Source organism: Bradyrhizobium sp. LB14.3 (assembly GCF_040547985.1).
Taxonomy (GTDB): Bacteria; Pseudomonadota; Alphaproteobacteria; order Rhizobiales; family Xanthobacteraceae; genus Bradyrhizobium.
On the sequence record NZ_JBEPQT010000007.1, the window covers coordinates 227479 to 248182 of the forward strand.

The 20704-nt window shown below is 64.6% G+C and carries 21 protein-coding genes and 1 riboswitch; of the genes, 15 read left to right on the plus strand and 6 right to left on the minus strand.

Annotated features, from left to right (window positions below):
* The first annotated feature begins 13 nt into the window (after positions 1–13).
* The gene (locus ABIB00_RS16800) at positions 14–1792 is read left to right on the plus strand and encodes an acyl-CoA dehydrogenase family protein (RefSeq protein WP_354105104.1); all 1779 of its coding nucleotides are present in this window, start codon (positions 14–16) and stop codon (positions 1790–1792) included.
* A gap of 15 nt (positions 1793–1807) precedes the next feature.
* Here ABIB00_RS16800 and ABIB00_RS16805 read toward each other — a convergent pair whose 3' ends face one another.
* A complete protein-coding gene (locus tag ABIB00_RS16805; RefSeq protein WP_354105105.1) occupies positions 1808–3046 on the minus strand; it encodes an MFS transporter in 1239 nt (412 codons plus the stop codon).
* A gap of 301 nt (positions 3047–3347) precedes the next feature.
* Here ABIB00_RS16805 and ABIB00_RS16810 point away from each other — a divergent pair, with 301 nt between their 5' ends.
* The 8 genes from ABIB00_RS16810 to ABIB00_RS16845 all read left to right on the plus strand — a co-directional run bounded on the left by ABIB00_RS16810 (position 3348) and on the right by ABIB00_RS16845 (position 12317).
* Positions 3348–4106 (plus strand): enoyl-CoA hydratase-related protein, encoded by a 759-nt coding sequence (locus ABIB00_RS16810; RefSeq protein WP_354105106.1) that lies wholly within the window; start codon positions 3348–3350, stop codon positions 4104–4106.
* Between the two features lie 51 nt (positions 4107–4157).
* On the plus strand, positions 4158–5816 hold the full coding sequence (locus ABIB00_RS16815) for a bifunctional metallophosphatase/5'-nucleotidase (protein ID WP_354105107.1): 1659 nt from the start codon (positions 4158–4160) through the stop codon (positions 5814–5816).
* Positions 5817–5951: 135 nt separating this feature from the next.
* Entirely contained in the window at positions 5952–6881 is a 930-nt protein-coding gene (locus tag ABIB00_RS16820) for a histone deacetylase family protein (RefSeq protein WP_354105108.1), read from the plus strand.
* A gap of 73 nt (positions 6882–6954) precedes the next feature.
* Positions 6955–7206 carry an exodeoxyribonuclease VII small subunit gene (locus ABIB00_RS16825; RefSeq protein ID WP_247441837.1) on the plus strand — a complete coding sequence of 84 codons (252 nt, stop codon included), beginning with the start codon at positions 6955–6957 and terminating at the stop codon, positions 7204–7206.
* A 594-nt stretch (positions 7207–7800) separates the two neighbouring features.
* The gene (gene dxs, locus ABIB00_RS16830) at positions 7801–9729 is read left to right on the plus strand and encodes a 1-deoxy-D-xylulose-5-phosphate synthase (protein ID WP_354105109.1); all 1929 of its coding nucleotides are present in this window, start codon (positions 7801–7803) and stop codon (positions 9727–9729) included.
* Between the two features lie 33 nt (positions 9730–9762).
* Complete coding sequence (locus ABIB00_RS16835) at positions 9763–10317, plus strand: nucleoside 2-deoxyribosyltransferase (protein ID WP_247441839.1); 555 nt, start codon at positions 9763–9765, stop codon at positions 10315–10317.
* Between the two features lie 25 nt (positions 10318–10342).
* Positions 10343–11077 carry a TlyA family RNA methyltransferase gene (locus tag ABIB00_RS16840; RefSeq protein ID WP_354105110.1) on the plus strand — a complete coding sequence of 245 codons (735 nt, stop codon included), beginning with the start codon at positions 10343–10345 and terminating at the stop codon, positions 11075–11077.
* Positions 11070–12317, plus strand: coding sequence for a class I SAM-dependent RNA methyltransferase (locus ABIB00_RS16845; protein ID WP_354105111.1), 1248 nt, complete (start codon positions 11070–11072; stop codon positions 12315–12317). The genes ABIB00_RS16840 and ABIB00_RS16845 overlap by 8 nt, the downstream gene beginning before the upstream one ends.
* Positions 12318–12376: 59 nt before the next feature.
* On the opposite strand, the gene ABIB00_RS16850 is transcribed toward ABIB00_RS16845, so the two are convergent.
* Positions 12377–12979, minus strand: coding sequence for a hypothetical protein (locus tag ABIB00_RS16850; protein ID WP_354045999.1), 603 nt, complete (start codon positions 12977–12979; stop codon positions 12377–12379).
* A gap of 50 nt (positions 12980–13029) precedes the next feature.
* On the opposite strand from ABIB00_RS16850, the gene ABIB00_RS16855 reads away from it, so the two are divergent.
* A complete protein-coding gene (locus ABIB00_RS16855; RefSeq protein ID WP_354105112.1) occupies positions 13030–13290 on the plus strand; it encodes a hypothetical protein in 261 nt (86 codons plus the stop codon).
* Positions 13291–13357: 67 nt separating this feature from the next.
* Here ABIB00_RS16855 and ABIB00_RS16860 read toward each other — a convergent pair whose 3' ends face one another.
* Entirely contained in the window at positions 13358–13990 is a 633-nt protein-coding gene (locus ABIB00_RS16860) for a hypothetical protein (RefSeq protein ID WP_354045997.1), read from the minus strand.
* Positions 13991–14167: 177 nt separating this feature from the next.
* Complete coding sequence (locus ABIB00_RS16865) at positions 14168–15037, minus strand: DUF1194 domain-containing protein (RefSeq protein ID WP_247348061.1); 870 nt, start codon at positions 15035–15037, stop codon at positions 14168–14170.
* 274 nt (positions 15038–15311) lie between these two features.
* Positions 15312–15389, plus strand: a riboswitch (Fluoride riboswitch).
* A gap of 137 nt (positions 15390–15526) precedes the next feature.
* Between ABIB00_RS16865 and ABIB00_RS16870 the strand changes: the two genes are divergently transcribed.
* From ABIB00_RS16870 to clpS, 5 genes are read left to right on the plus strand one after another with little or no spacing between them, the layout of a single operon-like run.
* Positions 15527–16735, plus strand: coding sequence for an MFS transporter (locus tag ABIB00_RS16870; RefSeq protein ID WP_354105113.1), 1209 nt, complete (start codon positions 15527–15529; stop codon positions 16733–16735).
* 19 nt (positions 16736–16754) lie between these two features.
* Complete coding sequence (crcB, locus tag ABIB00_RS16875) at positions 16755–17144, plus strand: fluoride efflux transporter CrcB (protein ID WP_456650910.1); 390 nt, start codon at positions 16755–16757, stop codon at positions 17142–17144.
* Between the two features lie 6 nt (positions 17145–17150).
* Positions 17151–17579, plus strand: coding sequence for a fluoride efflux transporter CrcB (gene crcB / locus ABIB00_RS16880; protein ID WP_247348058.1), 429 nt, complete (start codon positions 17151–17153; stop codon positions 17577–17579).
* 2 nt (positions 17580–17581) lie between these two features.
* Complete coding sequence (locus ABIB00_RS16885; RefSeq protein ID WP_247348056.1) at positions 17582–17923, plus strand: DUF190 domain-containing protein; 342 nt, start codon at positions 17582–17584, stop codon at positions 17921–17923.
* Positions 17924–17966: 43 nt separating this feature from the next.
* Positions 17967–18272 carry an ATP-dependent Clp protease adapter ClpS gene (gene clpS, locus ABIB00_RS16890; protein ID WP_247441851.1) on the plus strand — a complete coding sequence of 102 codons (306 nt, stop codon included), beginning with the start codon at positions 17967–17969 and terminating at the stop codon, positions 18270–18272.
* Positions 18273–18275: 3 nt separating this feature from the next.
* Here clpS and ABIB00_RS16895 read toward each other — a convergent pair whose 3' ends face one another.
* Entirely contained in the window at positions 18276–19466 is a 1191-nt protein-coding gene (locus tag ABIB00_RS16895) for an adenylate/guanylate cyclase domain-containing protein (protein WP_354105114.1), read from the minus strand.
* Positions 19467–19546: 80 nt separating this feature from the next.
* On the minus strand, positions 19547–20635 hold the full coding sequence (gene aroC, locus ABIB00_RS16900) for a chorismate synthase (protein WP_354105115.1): 1089 nt from the start codon (positions 20633–20635) through the stop codon (positions 19547–19549).
* Between the last annotated feature and the right edge of the window lie 69 nt (positions 20636–20704).

Here is a 20704-nt window from a genome sequence, read left to right on the forward strand (position 1 = left end):
ACGGGAGTGAGCCATGACCTACCGCGCGCCGATCTCTGACATGCTGCTGTCGCTCAACCACGGCGCCGGCCTGAAGGCTGCCGTGGAGGCCGGCCATTACGGCGATTTCGACGGCGACATCGTGAGCGCCGTGCTGGAGGAAGCCGGCAAATTCGCAACCGACGTGCTGGCGCCGCTCAACAGGGTCGGCGACGAGCACGGCATCAAGCTCGATGCCGGCAAGGTCACGACCGCGCCGGGCTGGCCGGATGCCTACAAGCGCTGGACCGAGGGGGGCTGGAACGCAGTCTCCGGCCCCGAGGATTTTGGCGGCCAGGGCCTGCCGATCGCGATCAACGCGGCCTGCACCGAGATCTGGAGCGCCTCGAACGTCGCCTTCGGCCTCTGTCCGCTGCTGACGGCGTCGGCGATGGAGGCGCTGGACGCGCATGGCAGCGACGAGCTGAAAAAAATCTATCTCGAAAAGCTCGTCTCCGGCGAATGGACCGGCACGATGCAGCTGACCGAGCCGCAGGCCGGCTCCGACGTCGGTGCGCTGCGCACCCGCGCCGAAAAGGCCACCGACGGCACCTATCGCATCAAGGGGACGAAGATCTTCATCACCTATGGCGAACACGACATGACCGACAACATCGTGCATTTCGTGCTGGCGCGTCTCCCGGACGCGCCCGCCGGCACCAAGGGGATCTCGCTGTTTCTCGTGCCGAAATTCATGGTCAACGAAGACGGCTCGCTGGGGCAGCGCAACGACATTTTTGCCTCTGGCGTCGAGCACAAGCTCGGCATGCATGCCTCCCCGACCTGCACCATGACCATGGGCGATCATGGCGGCGCGATCGGCTTCCTGGTCGGCGAAGAGAACCAGGGCATGCGCTGCATGTTCACGATGATGAACCAGGCCCGCCTCGGCGTCGGCCTCGAAGGCGTCGGCGTTGCCGACCGCGCCTACCAGCAGGCCCTCGCCTACGCACAGGAACGCAAGCAGGGCCGCGCCCTCGGCAAAAAGGGTGACGGCTCCGATGCGATCTTCGTGCATCCGGACGTCAAGCGCATGTTGATGCGGATGCGGGCGCAGACCGCGGCGGCACGCACCATCTGCTATGCGACCGCCGTCGCGATCGACGTCTCGACGCGCGCCAGGGATCCGAGGGTCCGCGCGGATGCTGCCGCGCGCGCGGCGCTTCTGACGCCGATGGCCAAGGGTTATTCGACCGATGTCGGCAACGAGGTCGCCTATCTCGGCGTGCAGGTGCATGGCGGCATGGGCTTCATCGAGGAGACCGGCGCGGCCCAGCACTATCGCGATGCCCGCATCACCGCGATTTACGAGGGCACCAACGGCATCCAGGCCATCGACCTCGTCACGCGAAAGCTCGCAGCCAACGGCGGCGCGTCGGTGTGGGCGCTGCTCGACGAGCTCTCCGCAACCGTGAAGCAGGTCGAAGCCTCCAACGATCCTGCCTTCGGCACCACGGGCGTGAAACTGCGCGAGGCACTGGAGGCGCTGACGCGCACCAGCAAATGGCTCCTGGAGCGCGTCGGGTCCGCGCCGAATGAGGCCCTGGCGGGCGCGACGCCGTATCTGCAGCAATTCGGCGCCACGCTCGGGGGATGCATGCTCGCCTCCGAAGCGCTCGCCGCGAAAGCCGACGGCAACACGGACGCCGCGCGCTACGTCTCGCTGGCGCGCTTCTTCGCCGAGAACATCACCGTGCAGGCCGGCGCGCTCGAGCGCACGGTGACGGAGAGCGCGGAGTCGGTCGCGGCGGCGGATGCGGTGCTGCTGGGGTAGCTGGGACGCGTAGGGCTACGAGGCTGCGAGCTTTGCGCGCCTCCCCGGCCGCCACAGCACAATCCCCGCCGCCACAAGGTCCAGCACGACGCACATCGCAAACGCCGTCGTGTAATCGCCGGTCACGCTGCGCACGAGACCGACGATGCCGGGGCCGAAGGCGCTGACGATGCCGCTGATCGACGTGCCCAGTCCCATCGCGGCGGCGAAGGCGCTGGCGCCGATCTCGCGCTGGATGATCAGGGGCGGGAACGTGATCATGTTGCCGATCGAGAAGCCGTACACGGCGCAGCACACGAGCAGCACGGTCGGGCTCGTGCTCTGCACCAGAACGAACAGTGCCGCCGCCTGGCTCGTCATCGAGGCCGCGCAGGCGAGCCGCGGATCGAGCCGGTCCACGAACAGACCGAGCGACAGACGCCCGACCACCGCCATCGCCGCCATGAGGGTGACGGCAAGGCCCGCACTGGCGCGGCCGATCAGCGGTTCGAGAAACGTCACCTGGTGGATAATGAATCCCATCTGCGCCAGCAGCGCGATCGCGATCGGCAGCACCATAGTCCAGAACGCCGCGTTGGCGAGCAGCGCCTTGCGGGACTGCGTCGGCGCGGCCGTGCCACCACCAGACGCAGTTCCACCCGATGCCCGCGACGTCCGGTCGGGCCAGCCGATGAAGATCACGACCACCGGCAGCACCAGCACCACCATCGCGATCGTGGCCGCCAGCATGGCGGAACGGAAGCCGATACTGCCGCTTAGCGTCAGCAGCAGCGGAACGAGGACGATGCCGCCGCAGGTCGCGCCGTTGTAGGCGAGGCTGAGCGCCAGCCCGCGGCGCCGTTCGAACCAGGAGTTCAGCACGGTCGCGATCACCACGGTGCCCATGCCGGTCCAGCCGACCGACATCAACGCATAGGCGAGATAGAGCTGCCAGGGCGTCTGCAGCAGCGCCAGCAGCACCGTCGACGCGCCGAGCGCCGACAGGCCGCACAGGATCAGCGACCGCAGCCCGATACGGGCAAGCAGATCGTCGGTGAAGATGACGAGGACGGAGGTCAGGAGAAAGGAGAAGGTGCTGGCCGCGGAGACCAGTGTACCCGGCCAGCCATGGGCGCGTTGGAGCTCGGCGAGATAGACGCCCTGGCCGTACAGGCCGAAGCCGAACATGAAGAAGGCCATCAGGAAGCAGGCCAGCACGACGCGCCAGCCGCGGTAGTGGAACGAGGATTCGTCAACATCAGTGGCGGCAGTCATCAATCGAGCAATCGGCCAAATGGAACGCGACGGGCCATCGTGCCGCACAACCACCGGTTTTTCAAATGAAACATTGTAGCTAATTGTTGCAACGCGCAACGGCGGATAAAGCGTAAAACGGCGCGTGTGATCCGATGTGATGCGGCGCCACGCAGGGAACGCGAGCCAAGGCTGGACGCCAGGCATCCCGGCACAGGGGGATCGTCGAAAAGCCGGCACGAGCGGATTGGCACGCCTGCAAGATGATGTAGGCTGAGGACTACAAGACTCGTCAGCGTCGCGGCGACCGCAGGGGCCCCTTATGCCGAATGGCAATATCGTCGTCACGGAAGAGCGTGGAACGCGCGTGATCACGCTGCGCCGGCCGAGCAAGAAGAACGCCATCACGCAGGACATGTATCGCGAGATGAGCCGCGCCATCGACACGGCGCAGAACAATCCCGACATTCGCTGCATGATCATCACCGGCGGCTCCGGCGTGTTCACCGCCGGCGACGACATCGACGATTTCATACACGCCGACACGTCTCGCCCCGAGACGCTGACGGACGGAGCGAGATTCCTCTATTCACTCGCCCTGAACGTCAAGCCAATCATCGCTGCCGTGGATGGCGCGTCGATCGGCATTGGCACGGTGATGTTGTTTCACTGCGACTACGTGCTCGCATCCACGGCAGCTACTTTTTCCGCACCTTACATCCGTCTTGGGCTGGTCCCGGTCGGGGCTTCCAGCCTGCTGATGCCGAACACGATGGGGTACCAGCGCGCTTTTGCGATGTTGGTGATGGGGCGGACTTTCACCGCCGCGGAGGCCCATACCGCAGGCTTCGTCAACGCGGTGGTGTCATCGGGACACACCGAGGTCGAGGCCCGCAAAGTGGCGCGCGAGATTTGCAAGCTTCCGGCCGAGGCGGTCGCAATCTCCCGCAAATTGCTGCGCGCCGCGCCGGAAGAGCTCACCCGCCGTATCGACCAGGAAGCCCATCTGTTCGGCGAGCGGCTGAAGTCGGAAGAAGCCACCGCCGCGTTCAACACGTTTGCGGACAGGAAGAAAAAATAGGGTACCGAGAACTTTGGTGAAATCTTCGTGCGCAACGACTAGTCTGGTTCCATGCGACACGTTCTCCGCCTGACCGCCTTCTCGCTCACGCTCGCCACCCTGCCCGCGTCCGCGCAAACTGCCCCACCCGTTGAGCTGCGCATTCTCGCCCTCAACGATTTCCACGGCAATCTGCGCCCGCCGCCGGGCGGCATTCGGATCAGTGATCCCGAGGATGGGTCCAGGAAGGTGATGGTGGCGGCCGGCGGTGCGGAATACATGGCGACGCTGGTGAAGCAGCTGCGCGAGGGACACAAGAACACGATCTTCGTCGCCGCCGGCGATCTGATCGGCGCGAGCCCGTTCCTGTCGGCGATGTTCCACGACGAGCCTTCGATCGAGGCGCTCTCGATGATGGGGCTCGCGATCACTTCGGTCGGCAATCACGAATTCGACGAGGGCAAGACCGAGCTGTTGCGGATGCAGAACGGCGGTTGTCATCCAGTCGACGGCTGTCAGGGGCCGCATCCCTTCCTCGGCGCCAAATTCCACTATCTCGCGGCGTCCACCATCGAGACGGCGACCGGCAAGAGCGTGCTGCCGCCTTACGAGATCAGGGAGTTCGAGGGCATCCCCGTCGCCTTCATCGGACTGACCTTGAAAGAGACCGCGGGCATCGTCTCGCCATCAGGCATCACCGGCCTTGAATTCCGCGACGAGGCCGAGACGGTGAATGCGCAGGTCGCGCAGCTGAAGGCGCGTGGGGTCGAGGCGATCGTGGTGCTGATCCACCAGGGCGGCGAGCCGGCCGGCGACTACAATGAATGCCCTGCTATTACGGGACCGATCGTCGACATCGTCAAAAAATTCGATCGCGCCGTCGATGTCGTCGTCAGCGGCCACACTCATCGAGCTTATGTTTGCCAGGTCGACGGGCGGCTCGTCACCAGCGGCGACAAATACGGCACGCTGGTCACTGCGATCGACCTCAAGCTCGATCCGGCAACGCGCGACATCGTAGGCGCCAGGGCCGAGAACGTCATCGTCGCCAATGCCTCGTTGCCAAAGGATCCCGAGCAGACCGCGCTGATCGACGCATACGACAGGCTTTCGGCGCCGATCGCCAACCGGCCGGCCGGATCGGTGACGCAGACGCTGTCACGGATTCCGAACGAGGCGGGCGAAAGCGCGCTCGGCGACGTCATCGCGGACGCGCAGCTCGCCGCGACCAGGAACGCCAAGGACGGCGGCGCTGTCATCGCGCTCACCAATCCCGGCGGCATCCGCACCGACATCGTGCCAAAGGAGAACGGCGCGATATCCTTCGGCGACGTTTTCGCGAGCCAGCCGTTCCGCAACCGGCTCGTCACCATGACGCTCACGGGCAGCCAGCTCAAGGACATGCTGGAGCAGCAATGGCTCGACCCGAAGCGGCCGCGGATTCTCCAGGTCTCGAACGGATTCAACTATGCCTGGGATGCGGCGAAGCCGTTCGGCGAGCGCGTCCTCGCCGACAAGATGACGCTCAATGGCAGGCTGATCGAAGCTGGAAGCGGCTACCGCGTCACTCTCAACGATTACCTCGCACTCGGTGGCGACGGCTTTACAACCGCCAAACAGGGCACGGAGCCGCAATATGGCGGCTACGACGCTGACGCGCTGTTCGCGTTCTTCAGAGCGCACGGACCGATCGGGCCGTTGCCGCTGAGCCGCATCCTGCGCGTGAATTGATCCGGATTAAACGGATCGGTCCAGGACCACCCTTTGCCATTCCCGGGGGAACGCATAGATTGGGTTTGCATTTGCGTTTTGGCGCCGGATGCGCCAAGCGACGTCGAGAGCCCGCATTTCCATGAGGCCGACCTGATGAGTACGCTTCTCCTCTCCCACAAGGCCTGCCTCGACCACGTCACGCCGCCGGGACACCCTGAAAGGCCGGACCGCCTGCGCGCCGTGGAGGAAGCGCTGTCGCATGAGCGCTTCCAGTTCCTGGTGCGCGACCTGGCGCCGGAGGGCGATCTCGATCTCGTCACGCTCTGCCACAACGAGGACTACGTCACGGAGCTGCGCCACATCGCGCCGACCAGCGGCCAGGTCTATATCGACGGCGACACCTCGATGTCGCCGGGCACGTGGGAAGCGGTGATGCGCGGCGTCGGCGGCGCGGTCGCGGCGACCGATGCGGTGATGGCGGGCGAGCATCGCAACGCCTTCGTCGCGGTACGCCCGCCCGGCCACCACGCAGAGATCGGCAAGCCGATGGGCTTTTGCTTCTTCGACAACGTCGCAATCGCCGCGCGCCACGCGCAGCGCAAATACGGCATCCAACGCGCGGCCATCGTCGATTTCGACGTGCATCACGGCAACGGCACGCAGGACATTTTCTGGTCGGACCCGACCGTGATGTACTGCTCGACGCACCAGATGCCGCTGTTTCCGGGCACTGGCGCGAAAGGCGAGCGCGGCGACCACGACACCATCGTCAACGCGCCGCTCGCCTCCGAGGATGGCGGGCCGGAATTCCGCATTGCGTTCGAGAATTTGATCCTGCCGCAGCTCGAAAAATTCAGCCCGGAGTTGCTCGTCATCTCCGCCGGCTTCGACGCGCATTATCGCGATCCATTGGCGTCGCTGAATTTGCGCGCCGAGGATTATGCATGGGTGACGCGCAAGCTGATGGACCTCGCCGACAAGAGCGCCGGGGGCCGCGTTGTTTCTGTGCTCGAAGGCGGCTACGATCTGCAAGGATTGAAAGAATCTGTTACGGCGCATGTCGGCGCCCTGATGGGCGCCTGACGCACTCGCCACATTACGCCCGCAAAACTCTGCTTTTTCTGATCTGAAGCGAATCGGGCAATCGGAAACTTATATGGCCGAAAATACCCAAATGGACATCTCCAGGCTGACCTTCGAACGCGCCATTGAGGAGCTCGAAACGATCGTGAAGCGGCTCGAGGACGGCAAGGTGCCGCTTGAGGAATCCGTGACAATCTACGAGCGCGGCGAGGCCCTGAAGCGCCGCTGCGAGGAGTTGCTGCGCCAAGCCGAGGCGCGCGTCGACAAGATCACCACCGATGCCAGCGGCCAGGCCACCGGCACCGCGCCGCTCGACGTCCAGTAAGGGCGCCGCACTTCAAAGCCGCCCGTCTCAAGCATCCGCCGCCCCGCAATTTTTCACGATCGCACGCCGATCTCCCGATCATGAGGCCCAGCAGCCAGGCGGGAACCCCAAGAATTTGCCTGCGCGGAAGCGCTCCGGCTCCGCAAATCCGATCGAAACGACCTCCCTCTCGGCTGAAATCCTGCCGAGGAACCGGGCAAAACTGGAACTCTTCCGCTCCCGCCACGATTAACCACTCTGGCCCGCCAGTTGCACCGGCATGCCCCGTAAGCAGGCCAGCGGGTTGGCTTTGGCCCAAGCTTTGGTGTAAAGCTGCGCGCAGTGTGGCTTTTTGTAAGCCTTGTGTGGGCACCGATTACCGACAACAAGGGCTTCAAACTGCTGATGAAATTGGTTGGGACCGGACGAAGCCGACCTACGTGACATGGATCACAGAGACTGAACCGGAGCGCACTTAGGCTCACCTAAGCTTGAAGACGGGGCATTGCCCCATGCAGGTGGCTCCGACGGTTTAAGGACTCGCGCTGCGCCGATATTGTGCAAACCCATCGCGCGCCGGAACGATCTTCCGGCGCTGACAAATTGGAAATCGCCGTGAACGCATACAGTAAGACGCCGCTTCTCGACACCATCCGGACGCCGGATGATTTGCGCAAGCTCAAGATCGAGCAGGTTCGTCAGGTCGCCGACGAGCTGCGGCAGGAGACCATCGATGCTGTTTCGGTCACCGGCGGTCACTTCGGCGCGGGCCTCGGCGTGGTCGAACTCACCACCGCGATCCATTACGTCTTCGACACGCCGCGCGACCGGCTGATCTGGGACGTCGGCCACCAGGCCTATCCGCACAAGATCCTCACCGGCCGGCGTGACCGCATCCGCACGCTGCGCACCGGTGGCGGCCTGTCCGGCTTCACCAAGCGCAGCGAGAGCGATTACGATCCGTTCGGCGCGGCCCATTCCTCGACCTCGATCTCTGCCGGGCTCGGCATGGCGGTCGCGCGCGACCTCTCCGGTGGCACCAACAACGTTATCGCCGTGATCGGTGACGGCGCGATGTCAGCCGGCATGGCTTACGAAGCCATGAACAATGCGGGCGCGATGAATTCGCGCCTGATCGTCATCCTCAACGACAACGACATGTCGATCGCGCCGCCGGTCGGCGCGATGAGTGCCTATCTGTCGCGGCTCTACTCGGGCAAGACCTATCGCACGCTGCGCGATGCGGCCAAGCAGATCAACAAGCGCCTGCCGAAGATCCTCGCCAACCGCGCCAACCGCGTCGAGGAATACTCCCGCGGCTTCATGATGGACGGCGGCACTCTGTTCGAGGAGCTCGGCTTCTATTACGTCGGCCCGATCGACGGCCATAACCTCGACCATCTCCTGCCCGTACTGAAGAACGTCCGCGACATGGAGACCGGCCCGATCCTGGTCCACGTCGTGACCCAGAAGGGCAAGGGCTACGGCCCGGCGGAAGCTTCCGCCGACAAGTACCACGCCGTCGTCAAGTTCGACGTCGCGACCGGCACCCAGGCCAAGTCCAAGCCGAATGCGCCGGCCTATCAGAACGTATTCGGCGCGAGCCTCGTCAAGGAAGCCGAAAAGGACGACAAGATCGTCGCCATCACCGCGGCGATGCCGTCCGGCACCGGCGTCGACATCTTCAACAAGGCGTTTCCCGACCGCACCTTCGACGTCGGTATCGCCGAGCAGCACGCGGTGACCTTCGCCGCAGGTCTTGCCACCGAAGGCTACAAGCCGTTCTGCGCGATCTACTCGACCTTCCTGCAGCGCGGCTACGACCAGATCGTGCATGACGTCGCGATCCAGAACCTGCCCGTCCGCTTCGCCATCGACCGCGCCGGCCTCGTCGGCGCCGACGGCGCGACGCATGCCGGCTCGTTCGACAACGCCTATCTCGGCTGTCTGCCGAACATGGTCATCATGGCGCCGTCCGACGAAGCCGAAATGGTCCACATGGTCGCAACCCAGGTCGCGATTAACGACCACCCGAGCGCGCTGCGCTATCCGCGCGGCGAAGGCCGCGGCGTCGAAATGCCCGACGTCGGCGTTCCCCTCGAAATCGGCAAGGGCCGTGTGGTCCGCGAGGGCAGCAAGATCGCCCTGCTCTCCTTCGGCACGCGCCTCGCCGAATGCGAGAAGGCGGCCGACGAGCTCGCAGCTCACGGCCTCTCCACCACGATCGCCGACGCGCGCTTCATGAAGCCGCTCGACACCGAGCTGGTGCTCAAGCTCGCCCGCGACCACGAGATCCTGATCACGATCGAGGAAGGCTCGGTCGGCGGTTTCGGTTCGCATGTCGCCCAATTCCTGACCGATCAGGGCGCGCTCGACAGCGGCATGGTGCGTTTCCGCTCCCTGGTGCTGCCCGACGTGTTCCAGGACCACGATACGCCGGCCGCGATGTATGGCCGTGCCGGTCTCGATGCCAAGGGCATCGTCGCCAAGGTATTCGAGGCGCTCGGCAAGGACGTCAAGGCCGAGACGGTCAAGCTCGCCTAACAGCGAGCTTCGACCTTCTGGGAAGCAGCTCTCATGAAAATCTATCTGGCAGGCCCCGACGTGTTCCTGCCAGATGCGGTCGAGATCGGCCGGCAGAAAGCCGCGATCTGCGCCGCTCACGGCCTCACCGGCCTCTATCCCCTCGACAACGAGATCGACCTCGCCGCGCCTGATGCGTCGCGGCAGATCTTTTGCGGCAACGAGGCGATGATGGACGCGGCCGATGCCATCATCGCAAACCTCACGCCGTTCCGCGGCGCCGGCGCCGATCCCGGCACCGTCTACGAGCTCGGCTACATGGCCGGCCGCCGCAAGTTCTGCCTCGCCTATTCCAACGACGGCGCTGCCTATGCCGACCGTGTCGGGCGCTTCGTGGATGTGACGTCCGAAGAGGGGCGGCTGGTCGACGCGCAGGGGCTGACGGTCGAAGACTTTGGACTCGTCGATAATCTTATGATGATCCACGCGTTGGAGCTGCATGGCTGCCCGCTGGTGACGCCTGCGCAGATGCCGATCGACGTCTGGCACGATCTGGCCGCCTTCGAGGCTTGCGTCCGGATGGCAGCCGCGCGATTGATCGCTATATAAGCGCAAATTCTCTTTCGGAGAACCGATGTCCCCTGCCCGCAAGCGCGCGGATGTATTGCTGGTCGAGCGTGGCCTGTTCGAGAGCCGGGCGCGGGCGCGCGCGGCGATCGAGGCTGGGCTCGTCACTGCCGATGACAAGCAGGTCGCAAAACCGTCGGAGACCATCGCCGAGGATGCGGTGATCCGGGCCGAGCCCGCACACCCCTATGTCTCCCGCGGCGGCGTCAAGCTCGCCGGCGCGCTTGAGCGCTACAGGATCGAGATCGAGGACCATGTCTGCCTCGACGTCGGCGCTTCCACTGGCGGATTCACCGAGGTGCTGCTGGCGAACGGCGCGAGCCTCGTCTTTGCCGTCGATGTCGGCACCAACCAGTTGCATCCCTCGCTGCGCGGTCACTCCAAAATCGTGTCGATGGAAGAGACCGACATCCGCGCCTATGATGGCAAGCGCTTGCCGGCGCGGCCCGATGTCGTCGTTATCGACGTCAGCTTCATCTCGCTCAAGACGGTGCTGCCCGTGGCGCTATCCCTGGCGGCCGCACCGATGAGCCTGCTGGCGCTGATCAAGCCGCAATTCGAGGCGGACCGGAAGCACAATAAGAAGGGCATCATCCGCGACGCCGCCGTGCGTCAGGAGATCTGCAACGACGTCGCCGCCTTTGCCGCCTCGCTCGGCTGTACCGATATCGAAGTGTTCCCGTCGGCAATCACCGGCGGCGACGGCAATATCGAATTCTTCCTGGGCGCGCGACGTGGTTGAGCGCGTGAAGATTGATCACGTCGGCCATCGTGGCGACGGCGTCTCGCGGGCTGCGGGCGATGCGGTCTATGTACCCTACACGCTCGGCGGCGAGACCGTCGAGGTCGGCCACGTCGCCGGCAACCATCCTGACCGCCGCATGCTGCTGGCGGTGGATGTCGCAAGCCCGGAGCGCATCGCACCGTTCTGTCCGCATTTCGGCGTCTGTGGCGGCTGCGCGATCCAGCACTGGGCGACTGAACCGTATCAGGTCTGGAAGCGCGGCATCGTGGTCGAGACGCTGGCGCAAGCCGGCATCGACTGCGAGGTGGCGCCACTGGTCGACGCCCACGGCGCGGGCCGCAGGCGCGTCACGCTGCACGGCCGGTTCGGCACGCATGACATCCTCAAGGTGGGTTTTTCTGCTGCTAGCTCACACGATGTCATCCCGATCCATCGCTGCCCGATCCTCGATCCCGGGCTCGAGGGTGCGCTCGATGCGGGTTGGGCACTCTCCGAGCTGCTGACGTCGAAGATGTCGGTGACAAAGCCGCTGGACATCCAGGTCACTGCCACTGCCAACGGTCTCGATGTCCATTTGCGCGGCTCCGGCCCACTGCCAACGCCCCTTGTGACGGCGCTGTCGCGCGTCGCCGAGCAGCACCGCCTGGCGCGGCTGACGCGGCATGGCGAGCTGGTGCTGCAACGCCTGGCGCCGACCCTGCAGATGGGTCGCGCCGAGGTGACGCTGCCGCCGGGCTCGTTCCTGCAAGCAACCGTTGCGGGCGAAGAGACGCTGGCATCTCTCGTCGCGGAGCGCATCGGCAAGGCCAAGAACGTGCTCGACCTCTTCTGCGGCGTCGGCCCGTTTGCGTTGCGGCTCGCCGAAAAGGCCCGCGTCACCGCCCATGACAACGACGCCGGCGCCATTGCAGCGCTCGAAAAAGCCGCGCGTACGCCGGGGCTCAAGCCGATCAAGGCCGAGCCGCGCGACCTGTTCCGCCGCCCTCTGGTGCCGCCGGAGCTGCGCGACTTCGATGCCGTGGTGTTCGACCCGCCGCGCCAGGGCGCGCAGGCCCAGGCGTTGAAGCTCGCCGCGAGCAAGGTGCCCGTGGTGGTCGCGGTCTCCTGCAACGTCGCGACCTTTGCCCGCGACGCACGGCTCTTGATCGATGGCGGCTACAGGATCGACGGCGTCGTGCCGGTGGACCAGTTCCGCCACACGCCGCATGTCGAGCTGGTGGCGCGCTTTACGCGCTAGTTCTTATGTTTGAGGGTGCACTTTTCGGGAAACCGCGGCATACCTTCCGGGGTCATGCTCTACCGCCGAAGGACGCCCAATGCCGGCGACTCGCCGGGCAGCATCGACGAGTTGATGTCGCTGTCCATGTTTCCCGATTGCTGCTGAATGAAACCGGCGCCGAACGACAGACTGAGGTTGGAGGTCGGCTTGAACTCGACACCTGCAAATGCGCCGTAGCCGGGCGAGGCGCTGGAGGTGAGCGGCGCAAGCGAGCTGCCAATGCCGCCACTGTATTTCAGCGTGTCGAAACCGGCAAAGAACGTGACGGGCATGCCGCCCGCGGTCTTGGTGTTGTAACCGAACTGCGTGCCATCATAAGAGAGCGCGCTGAAATTGCCGACGGAGGCGCTCTGGCTGAGACCGTTCAAACCGAGACTGCCGCGTTCGCTCCCGACAAAGAACCCGGGACGAAAATCGTAGCTTCCGTCTGCATCGCCGGCCTTGAAGCTTGGAAAATTACCGTAGGCATCGGCTCTTTGGCTGCTAGTTCCGCCAAAGCCGAAAGCACCGCCCGGTATCCAATACCTCAGAGGCGCCACTTGTGCATGAGCCGTTGCTCCGCCGAGGCAAAGCACGGCGAAGACAGTTGCGAGGGCGCGTGGAGCTGCGAGACTGAGCATTCAGGTGACCGTCAAGGAAGTGCGGAAATTATACGCGACGGTTGCCGCGAATGCCAGTGGAGCTGACACGCCCGGGCGTCGTTCCATTCAACTCCCGCATGCGTTCCCGAGCTCTTGCACGGTTCGCACCGCGCCAAGAAGGGCTCCGACGAATCTACCGCGCGGCGCAACAGAAATTCGACGGGCGCGGCATCACGGATATCATCGGCCTGATTGGCTATTACGACCTGGTCTCGATGACGCTGATCACCATGCAGGCGGAAGCGCCGGACAACGGCGTGCTGCGACTGCAACCGCTCGCCGCCAAGTAGCCGGAGCGTTCGATTGCAGTACCGTGGCGGCGCTGAGATCATGCCGCAAGCAAACGACGGTGAGGCGTTAAGCGGTCTTGTCGACCGAAGACGACGTATCGGACGGCGGATATTTCGTCACGGGAACCATGAACGACTTGTTGCCGACCTGGTAGATGATCTTGCCGTTCTGCCCGTCATCGGTCGCAATCTGCGCTTGCCCGAACATGATGACGTTCTTGTAGACGGTGCCGGTGCCCTGCCGGGTGACGCCGTCAGTGGTGACGCTGACCTGGGCCTCGTTGCCGTTGACCCCGAGCACACGGAAGCTCGCGCTCTTGCCATTGTCACTGGAATAGCCGCCCCAGCTTCCCATCAGACGGCTGTCCGAGGCCGGCGGCGCCTGCTTATCCAGCGTCGCGGTCTGCTTGCCAGCGCCCGCGGAGGACAAGAGCACCAAACTCTTGCCGTCCTTGGTGCCGACCGTGATGTTACCGAAGGTGAGAAGCGCGCCACTGACCTCGCCAAAACCGCGCTCGGTGTGTCCGTTATGGGTGTACTCGACCTGCGCCCGGGCACCGCGGATGTTCACGACCTTGAAGCCGACGGGCTGGTTGTTGCCCGCCCAATTGCCCTTCCAGTCACCGAGCAGGGCGCTCTGGTGATAAACCCGCTCGTTGGCGGGCGAAATCTGGCTGGTGCTCGACGTGACGATGGCCATTTGATTGCTCGGCGGATTTGTCTGACAGGTCCGCTTCGTTCGCGCCCCGACAACAAGGTCAGAACTTTATCCGGAAACAATTGGAAACAGCCAATTAGGGCCACGCGACGGTTAACGCATGGTTAAAATTCTATCAGAAGCAAATAGGGCAAAACGTCTCATTCGGCGGTAGCGCGTTTAGCGCCCCCAGCGGTCCGACCAGATCTTTTCGCCGATCATGCAGTTCACACGCGGCTCCTTGTCCTTGCCCGCAACGCGCATCACCGGACGCTCCGGCATACGGCCCGCAACCTCCATCAAGAGCTTTGTACGGATGGCTTCCTTGAACTTGTCGCGGTCCTTGATCGTAATCACGAAAGAACCGGGGCCGCCGATGACGCAGTCCTCATAGTAGAAGTCGAGATTGTCGATATCCATGGTCGAATAGGACGGCTCCTTGACCATGATCGGCAGGCCGTTGATGACGATGCCCTTCTCGATCGCTGCATCGCGCGCCACCGTGACCGGAGTGCCATTGTTGTTGGGACCGTCGCCGGAAATGTCGATCACGCGCCGCAAGCCCCGATAGGGATCTTCATCGAACAGCGGCATCGCGAAAGTGATCGCGCCGGAGATCGAGGTGCGCGAGGCACGACGGATCGGCGTCTTCAGGATTTCGGCGGCGACGGCATCGGCGGTCTCCGGTCCGTCGATCAGCCGCCAGGGAATGATGATCTTCTGGTCGGTCGAGGCGGCCCACTCGAAATAGGTCACGGCGATCCGGCCGTTCGGACCCAGCTTCAGCGCCTGCAAGAATTCCTTCGACTGGATCGCCTGGGCATAGCCTTCGCGCTGGATCGCGAGTTCGTCCATGTCCATGGAGTAGGATACGTCGACCGCGAGGATCAGCTCGACATCGACCGTCTGCGCGTCCCTGTCGGCTGCTTGCCGCTGCGGCTGATTTTTAGGCGACTCGAATTTGGGTCCTGGTGCCGCGATGCCCGCGACGTCCCCTCCGGCAAACATGCCGGTCACCAGCACAACCCCGATCGAGAACAGCAAGCGCATCGCAGCCTCCCGTCGTATGGCGCGATGGTGACATGCAAACGCCTTGCCGCAAAGTCCGAAGATCGCTTGCGCTTCACATTCCAGTTAGGGATTTGCGAGTTGGGATTTGCGTCGCTTTACGCAAAGCTGCCGCCATGTTGCCGCGCTCGCGCCGCTGGAACTGCGCGATCGCCGGCATCGTCATGGCGTCGCTCGCGGTGCCCTCCCGGAATGACGGGCCACTGGACAGAGCGCCCCGCCCATTTGTCCGGCGCGATTTCCATGCTAGGCTGGCCGCACAGATGGGGATGGAGTCCCCCGACAACCGCCCGCCGGCCTGTGACCGTAGTGGGCTGATGACTCCTGCTTGAGGAGGGGCAACATGAAGCCTCTGCCTTTTGCGGGAGCATGGACAAACCCGCCGCTGGCGGGTTTTTTGTTGGCTGGACGCGAAGGCCAAGGAGCAGGCCCAAGGGGAGGCCAAGGAGAAGGCAAGGAGAAGTCCTGGACGTGACGACGACGACACCGATTGCTGCGCGTGCGGGGCTGCCCAGGGGAATCTGGGTGCTCGGCTTCGTGTCGATGCTGATGGACGTCTCCTCCGAGATGATCCACGCGCTGCTGCCGGTCTATCTCGTCACCGTGCTCGGCGCCTCCACGCTCACGGTCGGCTTCATCGAGGGCATTGCGGAGGCGACCGCCTCGATCACGAAAATCTTCTCCGGCGCATTGTCCGACTGGCTCGGCCGGCGCAAGCTCCTTGCAGCGCTCGGCTACGGGCTAGCAGCGCTGACAAAACCGCTATTCCCGCTTGCCCCCAGCGTCGGATGGCTGGTTGCCGCGCGCTTCATCGACCGCGTCGGCAAGGGCATTCGCGGCGCGCCGCGCGATGCGCTGATCGCCGATATCGCACCCGTCGGCCTGCGCGGCGCGAGCTTCGGCCTGCGGCAGTCGCTCGACACCGTCGGCGCGTTCGTCGGGCCGCTCGTGGCGATCGCCCTGATGTGGTGGACGGCGGACAATTTTACGGCGGTGTTCTGGGTGGCGGTGCTGCCGGCTTTCCTGTCATTCGGACTGATCGCGTTCGCGGTGAGTGAACCGGAGCCAGATCCGAGCCGGGAGCTTGCAAAAAACCCGCTCAATCGCGCCGCGATGCGGCAGCTCGGATCCGTGTACTGGCGCGTCGTGGCGGTCGGCGTGGTCTTCACGCTCGCGCGTTTCAGCGAGGCCTTTTTGATCCTGCGCGCACAGCACATTGGGCTCAATGTGATGTGGGTGCCGGCCGTGCTGGTGCTGATGAACATCGCCTATGCGTTGTCGGCCTATCCGGCCGGCGTGCTCTCGGACCGGATCAACCGCACCGGCTTGCTCGCGCTCGGCCTCGTCTTGCTCGCCGGCGCCGATCTCGCGCTCGCGCTGCTACCAAGCCTTGGGGGCCTCGCACTCGGCGTCGTGCTATGGGGGCTGCATATGGGATTGACGCAAGGCCTGCTCTCGGCCCTCGTCGCCGACGCCGCGCCACCGAGCTTGCGCGGCACCGCGTTCGGCTATTTCAACCTGTTCACCGGCCTTGCCTTGCTGGCCGCAAGCGTGATCGCCGGCGCGCTGTGGGATACTTATGGTCCGGCCGGCACGTTCCTGGCCGGGCTCGGCTTCGCGCTGGTCGCGCTTATGGGGCTGTTCGCCGTCGGCAACGGGCTGGCAACGGAGCAAAAATGATGACGGGGGGCTGTTTGTCGTGCTGAGCGGAGTGCTTGCGATCATCATCGGCAGCGTGCTGGGCGGCTGTGCGCGCTATTTCGTCTCCGGCGCGATCGCGCGACGGATGGGCGAGACGTTTCCATGGGGCACCATGACCATCAACGTCACCGGCGCCTTCCTGATCGGGATTTTTGGCGCACTGGCGACCCATCCCGGCTCGGCCTTCGCCACGCCCAATCCATGGCTGTTCGCGGTGACCGGCTTTCTCGGCTGCTACACCACGGTGTCCTCGTTCAGCCTGCAAACGCTGACGCTGGCGCGGAACGGCGAGCCGATGCACGCGTTTGGCAATGTCGTGTGCTCGGTCGGGCTGTGCCTTGCGGCCGTCAGTTGCGGCTTCCTCCTCGCGGACACTCTGGGAGTCTAGAGGCAGATGAAGTCCCCCTCCTCCGCCGATCGCCGGCGCACCGCGATGCTCTATGCCTGGGTTACCGCCGGCAGCATCGTCGGCGGGCTCACGCGCTACCTCGTCGGGCTCGCGCTCGACACCGGCCCCGGCTTCCCCGTCGCGACGCTGTTCATCAACGCCACCGGCTCGCTGATCATCGGCTTCTACGCGACGCTGACCGGGCCCGACGGCCGCGTGCTGGCGCGGCCCGAGCACCGGCAGTTCGTCATGACCGGGTTCTGCGGCGGCTACACGACCTTTTCGACCTTCAGCCTGGAGACCTTCCGCCTGTTCCACGACGGCATGAAATATACGGCGCTCGCCTATATCGCGGCGTCCGTCATCTGCTGGCTGGTATCGGTATGGGCAGGCCATATGATGGCCAGCCGCACCAACCGCTTGACAAGGAGCTGACCATGCAAATTCCCAATCAGGCAGTTTCGCTCCGGATCTTCATTGGCGAGAACGACCATTTCGACGGCAAGCCGCTCTATGAAGCGATCGTGATGACGGCGCGCGAGCGGCATCTGGCCGGCGCCACCGTGCTGCGCGGTCCGATGGGCTTCGGAAAGTCCAGCCGGCTGCACACTTCGAAAATCCTGCGGCTGTCGGAAGACCTACCGCTGCTGATCGAGATCGTCGACAGCGAGGACAACATCAACGCATTCCTGCCCTTCCTGGATGGCATGATGTCGAGCGGCCTGATCACCTTGGAGAAGGTGCACGTCCTGCAATATGGTGAGAAGGCCGCGCGCTGAGCGCGCCGGCAGGAACCCGAGCCCGCCGTATCCGGGAGGCGGAATGAACGACACCGTCATCAAGCCGAAAACCAGGACGAAGACCAAGGTCGAGCGCCCGAAGCTGCACAAGGTCATCCTGATCAACGACGACTTTACGCCGCGCGAATTCGTCACCATGATCCTCAAGGCCGAATTCCGGATGACCGAGGATCAGGCCTACAAGGTGATGATCACCGCCCACAAGCTCGGCGCTTGCGTGGTCGCGGTGTTCACCAGGGACGTCGCCGAGACCAAGGCCACCCGCGCAACGGATGCCGCCCGCACCAAGGGTTATCCGCTGCTGTTCACGACGGAGCCGGAGGAGTAGCACTCAGTCGACCAGCGCCGGCGCTTCCTCCGCCAGCCCGTACACGCGCTGCGCCTTGGAAAATCCCGCGATCGGGAATTCTCCGAGCTCGTGCCAGTCGTGTTGGCAGACATTGGCAAAGCCTTCCGAGGCCACGATGGTCCGCCCTAGCCGACCCGTGATCTTCTCGAGCCTGGCGGCAAGGTTGACCGCGGGGCCGATGCAAGTGAAGTCGAGGCGGTTGCCGCCGCCAATATTGCCGTAGAGGATGTTGCCGACATGGAGCGCGACGCCGAAGCGGAAGCGCTCGATGACGTCGCCGACCGGAAAGGCGAGCGCCTCGACGCTGGCGCGGGATTCGCGCGCCGCCTCCAGCACGCGCGAGCAGACATGGGCGGCATCGCCGACATACTCGTCGATCGGGAACACCGCGAGCAAGCCGTCGCCCATGAATTTCAGGACTTCGCCGCCATGGCCCCGGATCGCGGTGACCTGACAGTCGAAATAGTGATTGAGGATCTCGACCACAGTTTCGGCCGGCAGCCGGTCCGACAGCGCGGTGAAGCCGCGCAGGTCGGAGAGCCAGATCGCAGCCTGCATGGTGTCGTTGTGGCCGCGGCGGATCTGGCCGCCGAGGATACGCGCGCCGGCACGATTGCCGACATAGGTGTCGAGCAGCATCTCGGCGGTGCGGCGCAGGCTGATGATCTCGCTGACGCGCGCAAGCGGTGCTATGAGGGTGCGGATCGCCGCGATGTCGTCATCGCTGAAGCCGCCGGGATCCCGCGTGACCCAACTCGTTGCGTGGATCGAGCCGTCGAAATACGGCATCGGCACCGCGATATAGTCGGTCACGCCTTCGGCGCGCATGTCATCGAGGAACGGAAAGCGCTTGCTGTCGGGGTCGTCCATGCGGCCCCTGACCTCGATCCCCTCTTCGAACACGATACGAAGCGGGCTCCTGGCGAATTCGGGCGTGTCCAGGATATCGAAATCGACGGTCCCGATCTCGACCTTCTGACCTTCCCGCCAGATGAAATTGCGGCCGAAGATTTCCGGATGCAGCGTGCGAATGAAGATGCCGAACCGCCACAGCGGCAAGCCGGCTTCGACCAGATGTTCGCAGACGTCGGCGATCATCTCCGACGGGGTCCCCGATGACCTGGCGCCGTCGATCAACCAGTTGGTGATGCGCTGGAGTTCGGAGTTTTGCATGTCCGCATTTGCGGACGAAGTTGTGGGATCGTCAAGCTGCGCGGTGGGCTGGTGGCGCGACACAAGCGACCCACCCAGCGCTAGCGCCCCACCTGCCCGCGGTCGCGCAAAAAATGATCGGCCAAGACGCAGGCCATCATGGCTTCGCCGACGGGGACGGCGCGGATGCCGACGCAGGGGTCGTGGCGGCCCTTGGTGAATATCTCGGTGTCGGCGCCGTTGCGATCGACCGTCAAACGCGGCTGCAGGATCGACGAGGTCGGCTTCACCGCAAAGCGCACCACCACCGGCTGTCCCGTGGAGATGCCGCCCAGCACGCCGCCGGCGTGGTTGGACAGAAAGCGCGTGCCGTCATTGCCGGTGCGCATCTCGTCGGCGTTCTCTTCGCCGGTCAATTCCGCCGCGCCAAAGCCGGCGCCGATCTCGACGCCCTTCACCGCGTTGATGGTCATCATCGCGGCTGCCAACTCGGAATCGAGCTTCGCATAGATCGGCGCACCAAGGCCGGCCGGCACGCCTTCGGCGACGACCTCGACCACCGCGCCGATCGAGGAGCCGCTCTTGCGGATGCGGTCGAGATAGGTCTCGAAGAACGCGGCCTTGTCCTTGTCGGGACAGAAGAACGGGTTTTTGGCAATCTCGTCCCAGTCCCACTTGTCGCGGTCGATCTTGTGCGGACCGATCTGCACCAGCGCGCCGCGCACCCTGACGTCGGGCAGCACTTTTCGTGCGATCGCACCGGCGGCAACGCGCGTCGCCGTCTCGCGCGCCGAAGAGCGACCGCCACCGCGGTAATCGCGCAGGCCGTATTTGGCCTCGTAGGTGAAGTCGGCATGACCCGGGCGAAACTTGTCCTTGATCTCGGAATAATCCTTCGAGCGCTGGTCGGTGTTCTCGATCAGCAGCCCGATCGGCGTGCCCGTCGTCACCTGTACGCCGGTCTCCGGATGCGCCATCACGCCGGAGAGGATCTTCACCTGATCTGGCTCCCGGCGCTGGGTCGTGAAGCGCGACTGGCCGGGCCGGCGGCGATCAAGATCGCCCTGGATGTCTGCCTCGACGAGCGGGATCATGGGCGGGCAGCCGTCGACCACGCAGCCGATCGCCACCCCATGGCTCTCGCCGAAGGTGGTGACGCGGAACATGTGGCCGAAGGTGTTGAAGGACATCGCGGCTCGCTGGCTTGGTTCCCGCGTGTGGTAACGCGCGGGGGGCCGGGGGTCAAACCCGCAGCCGCC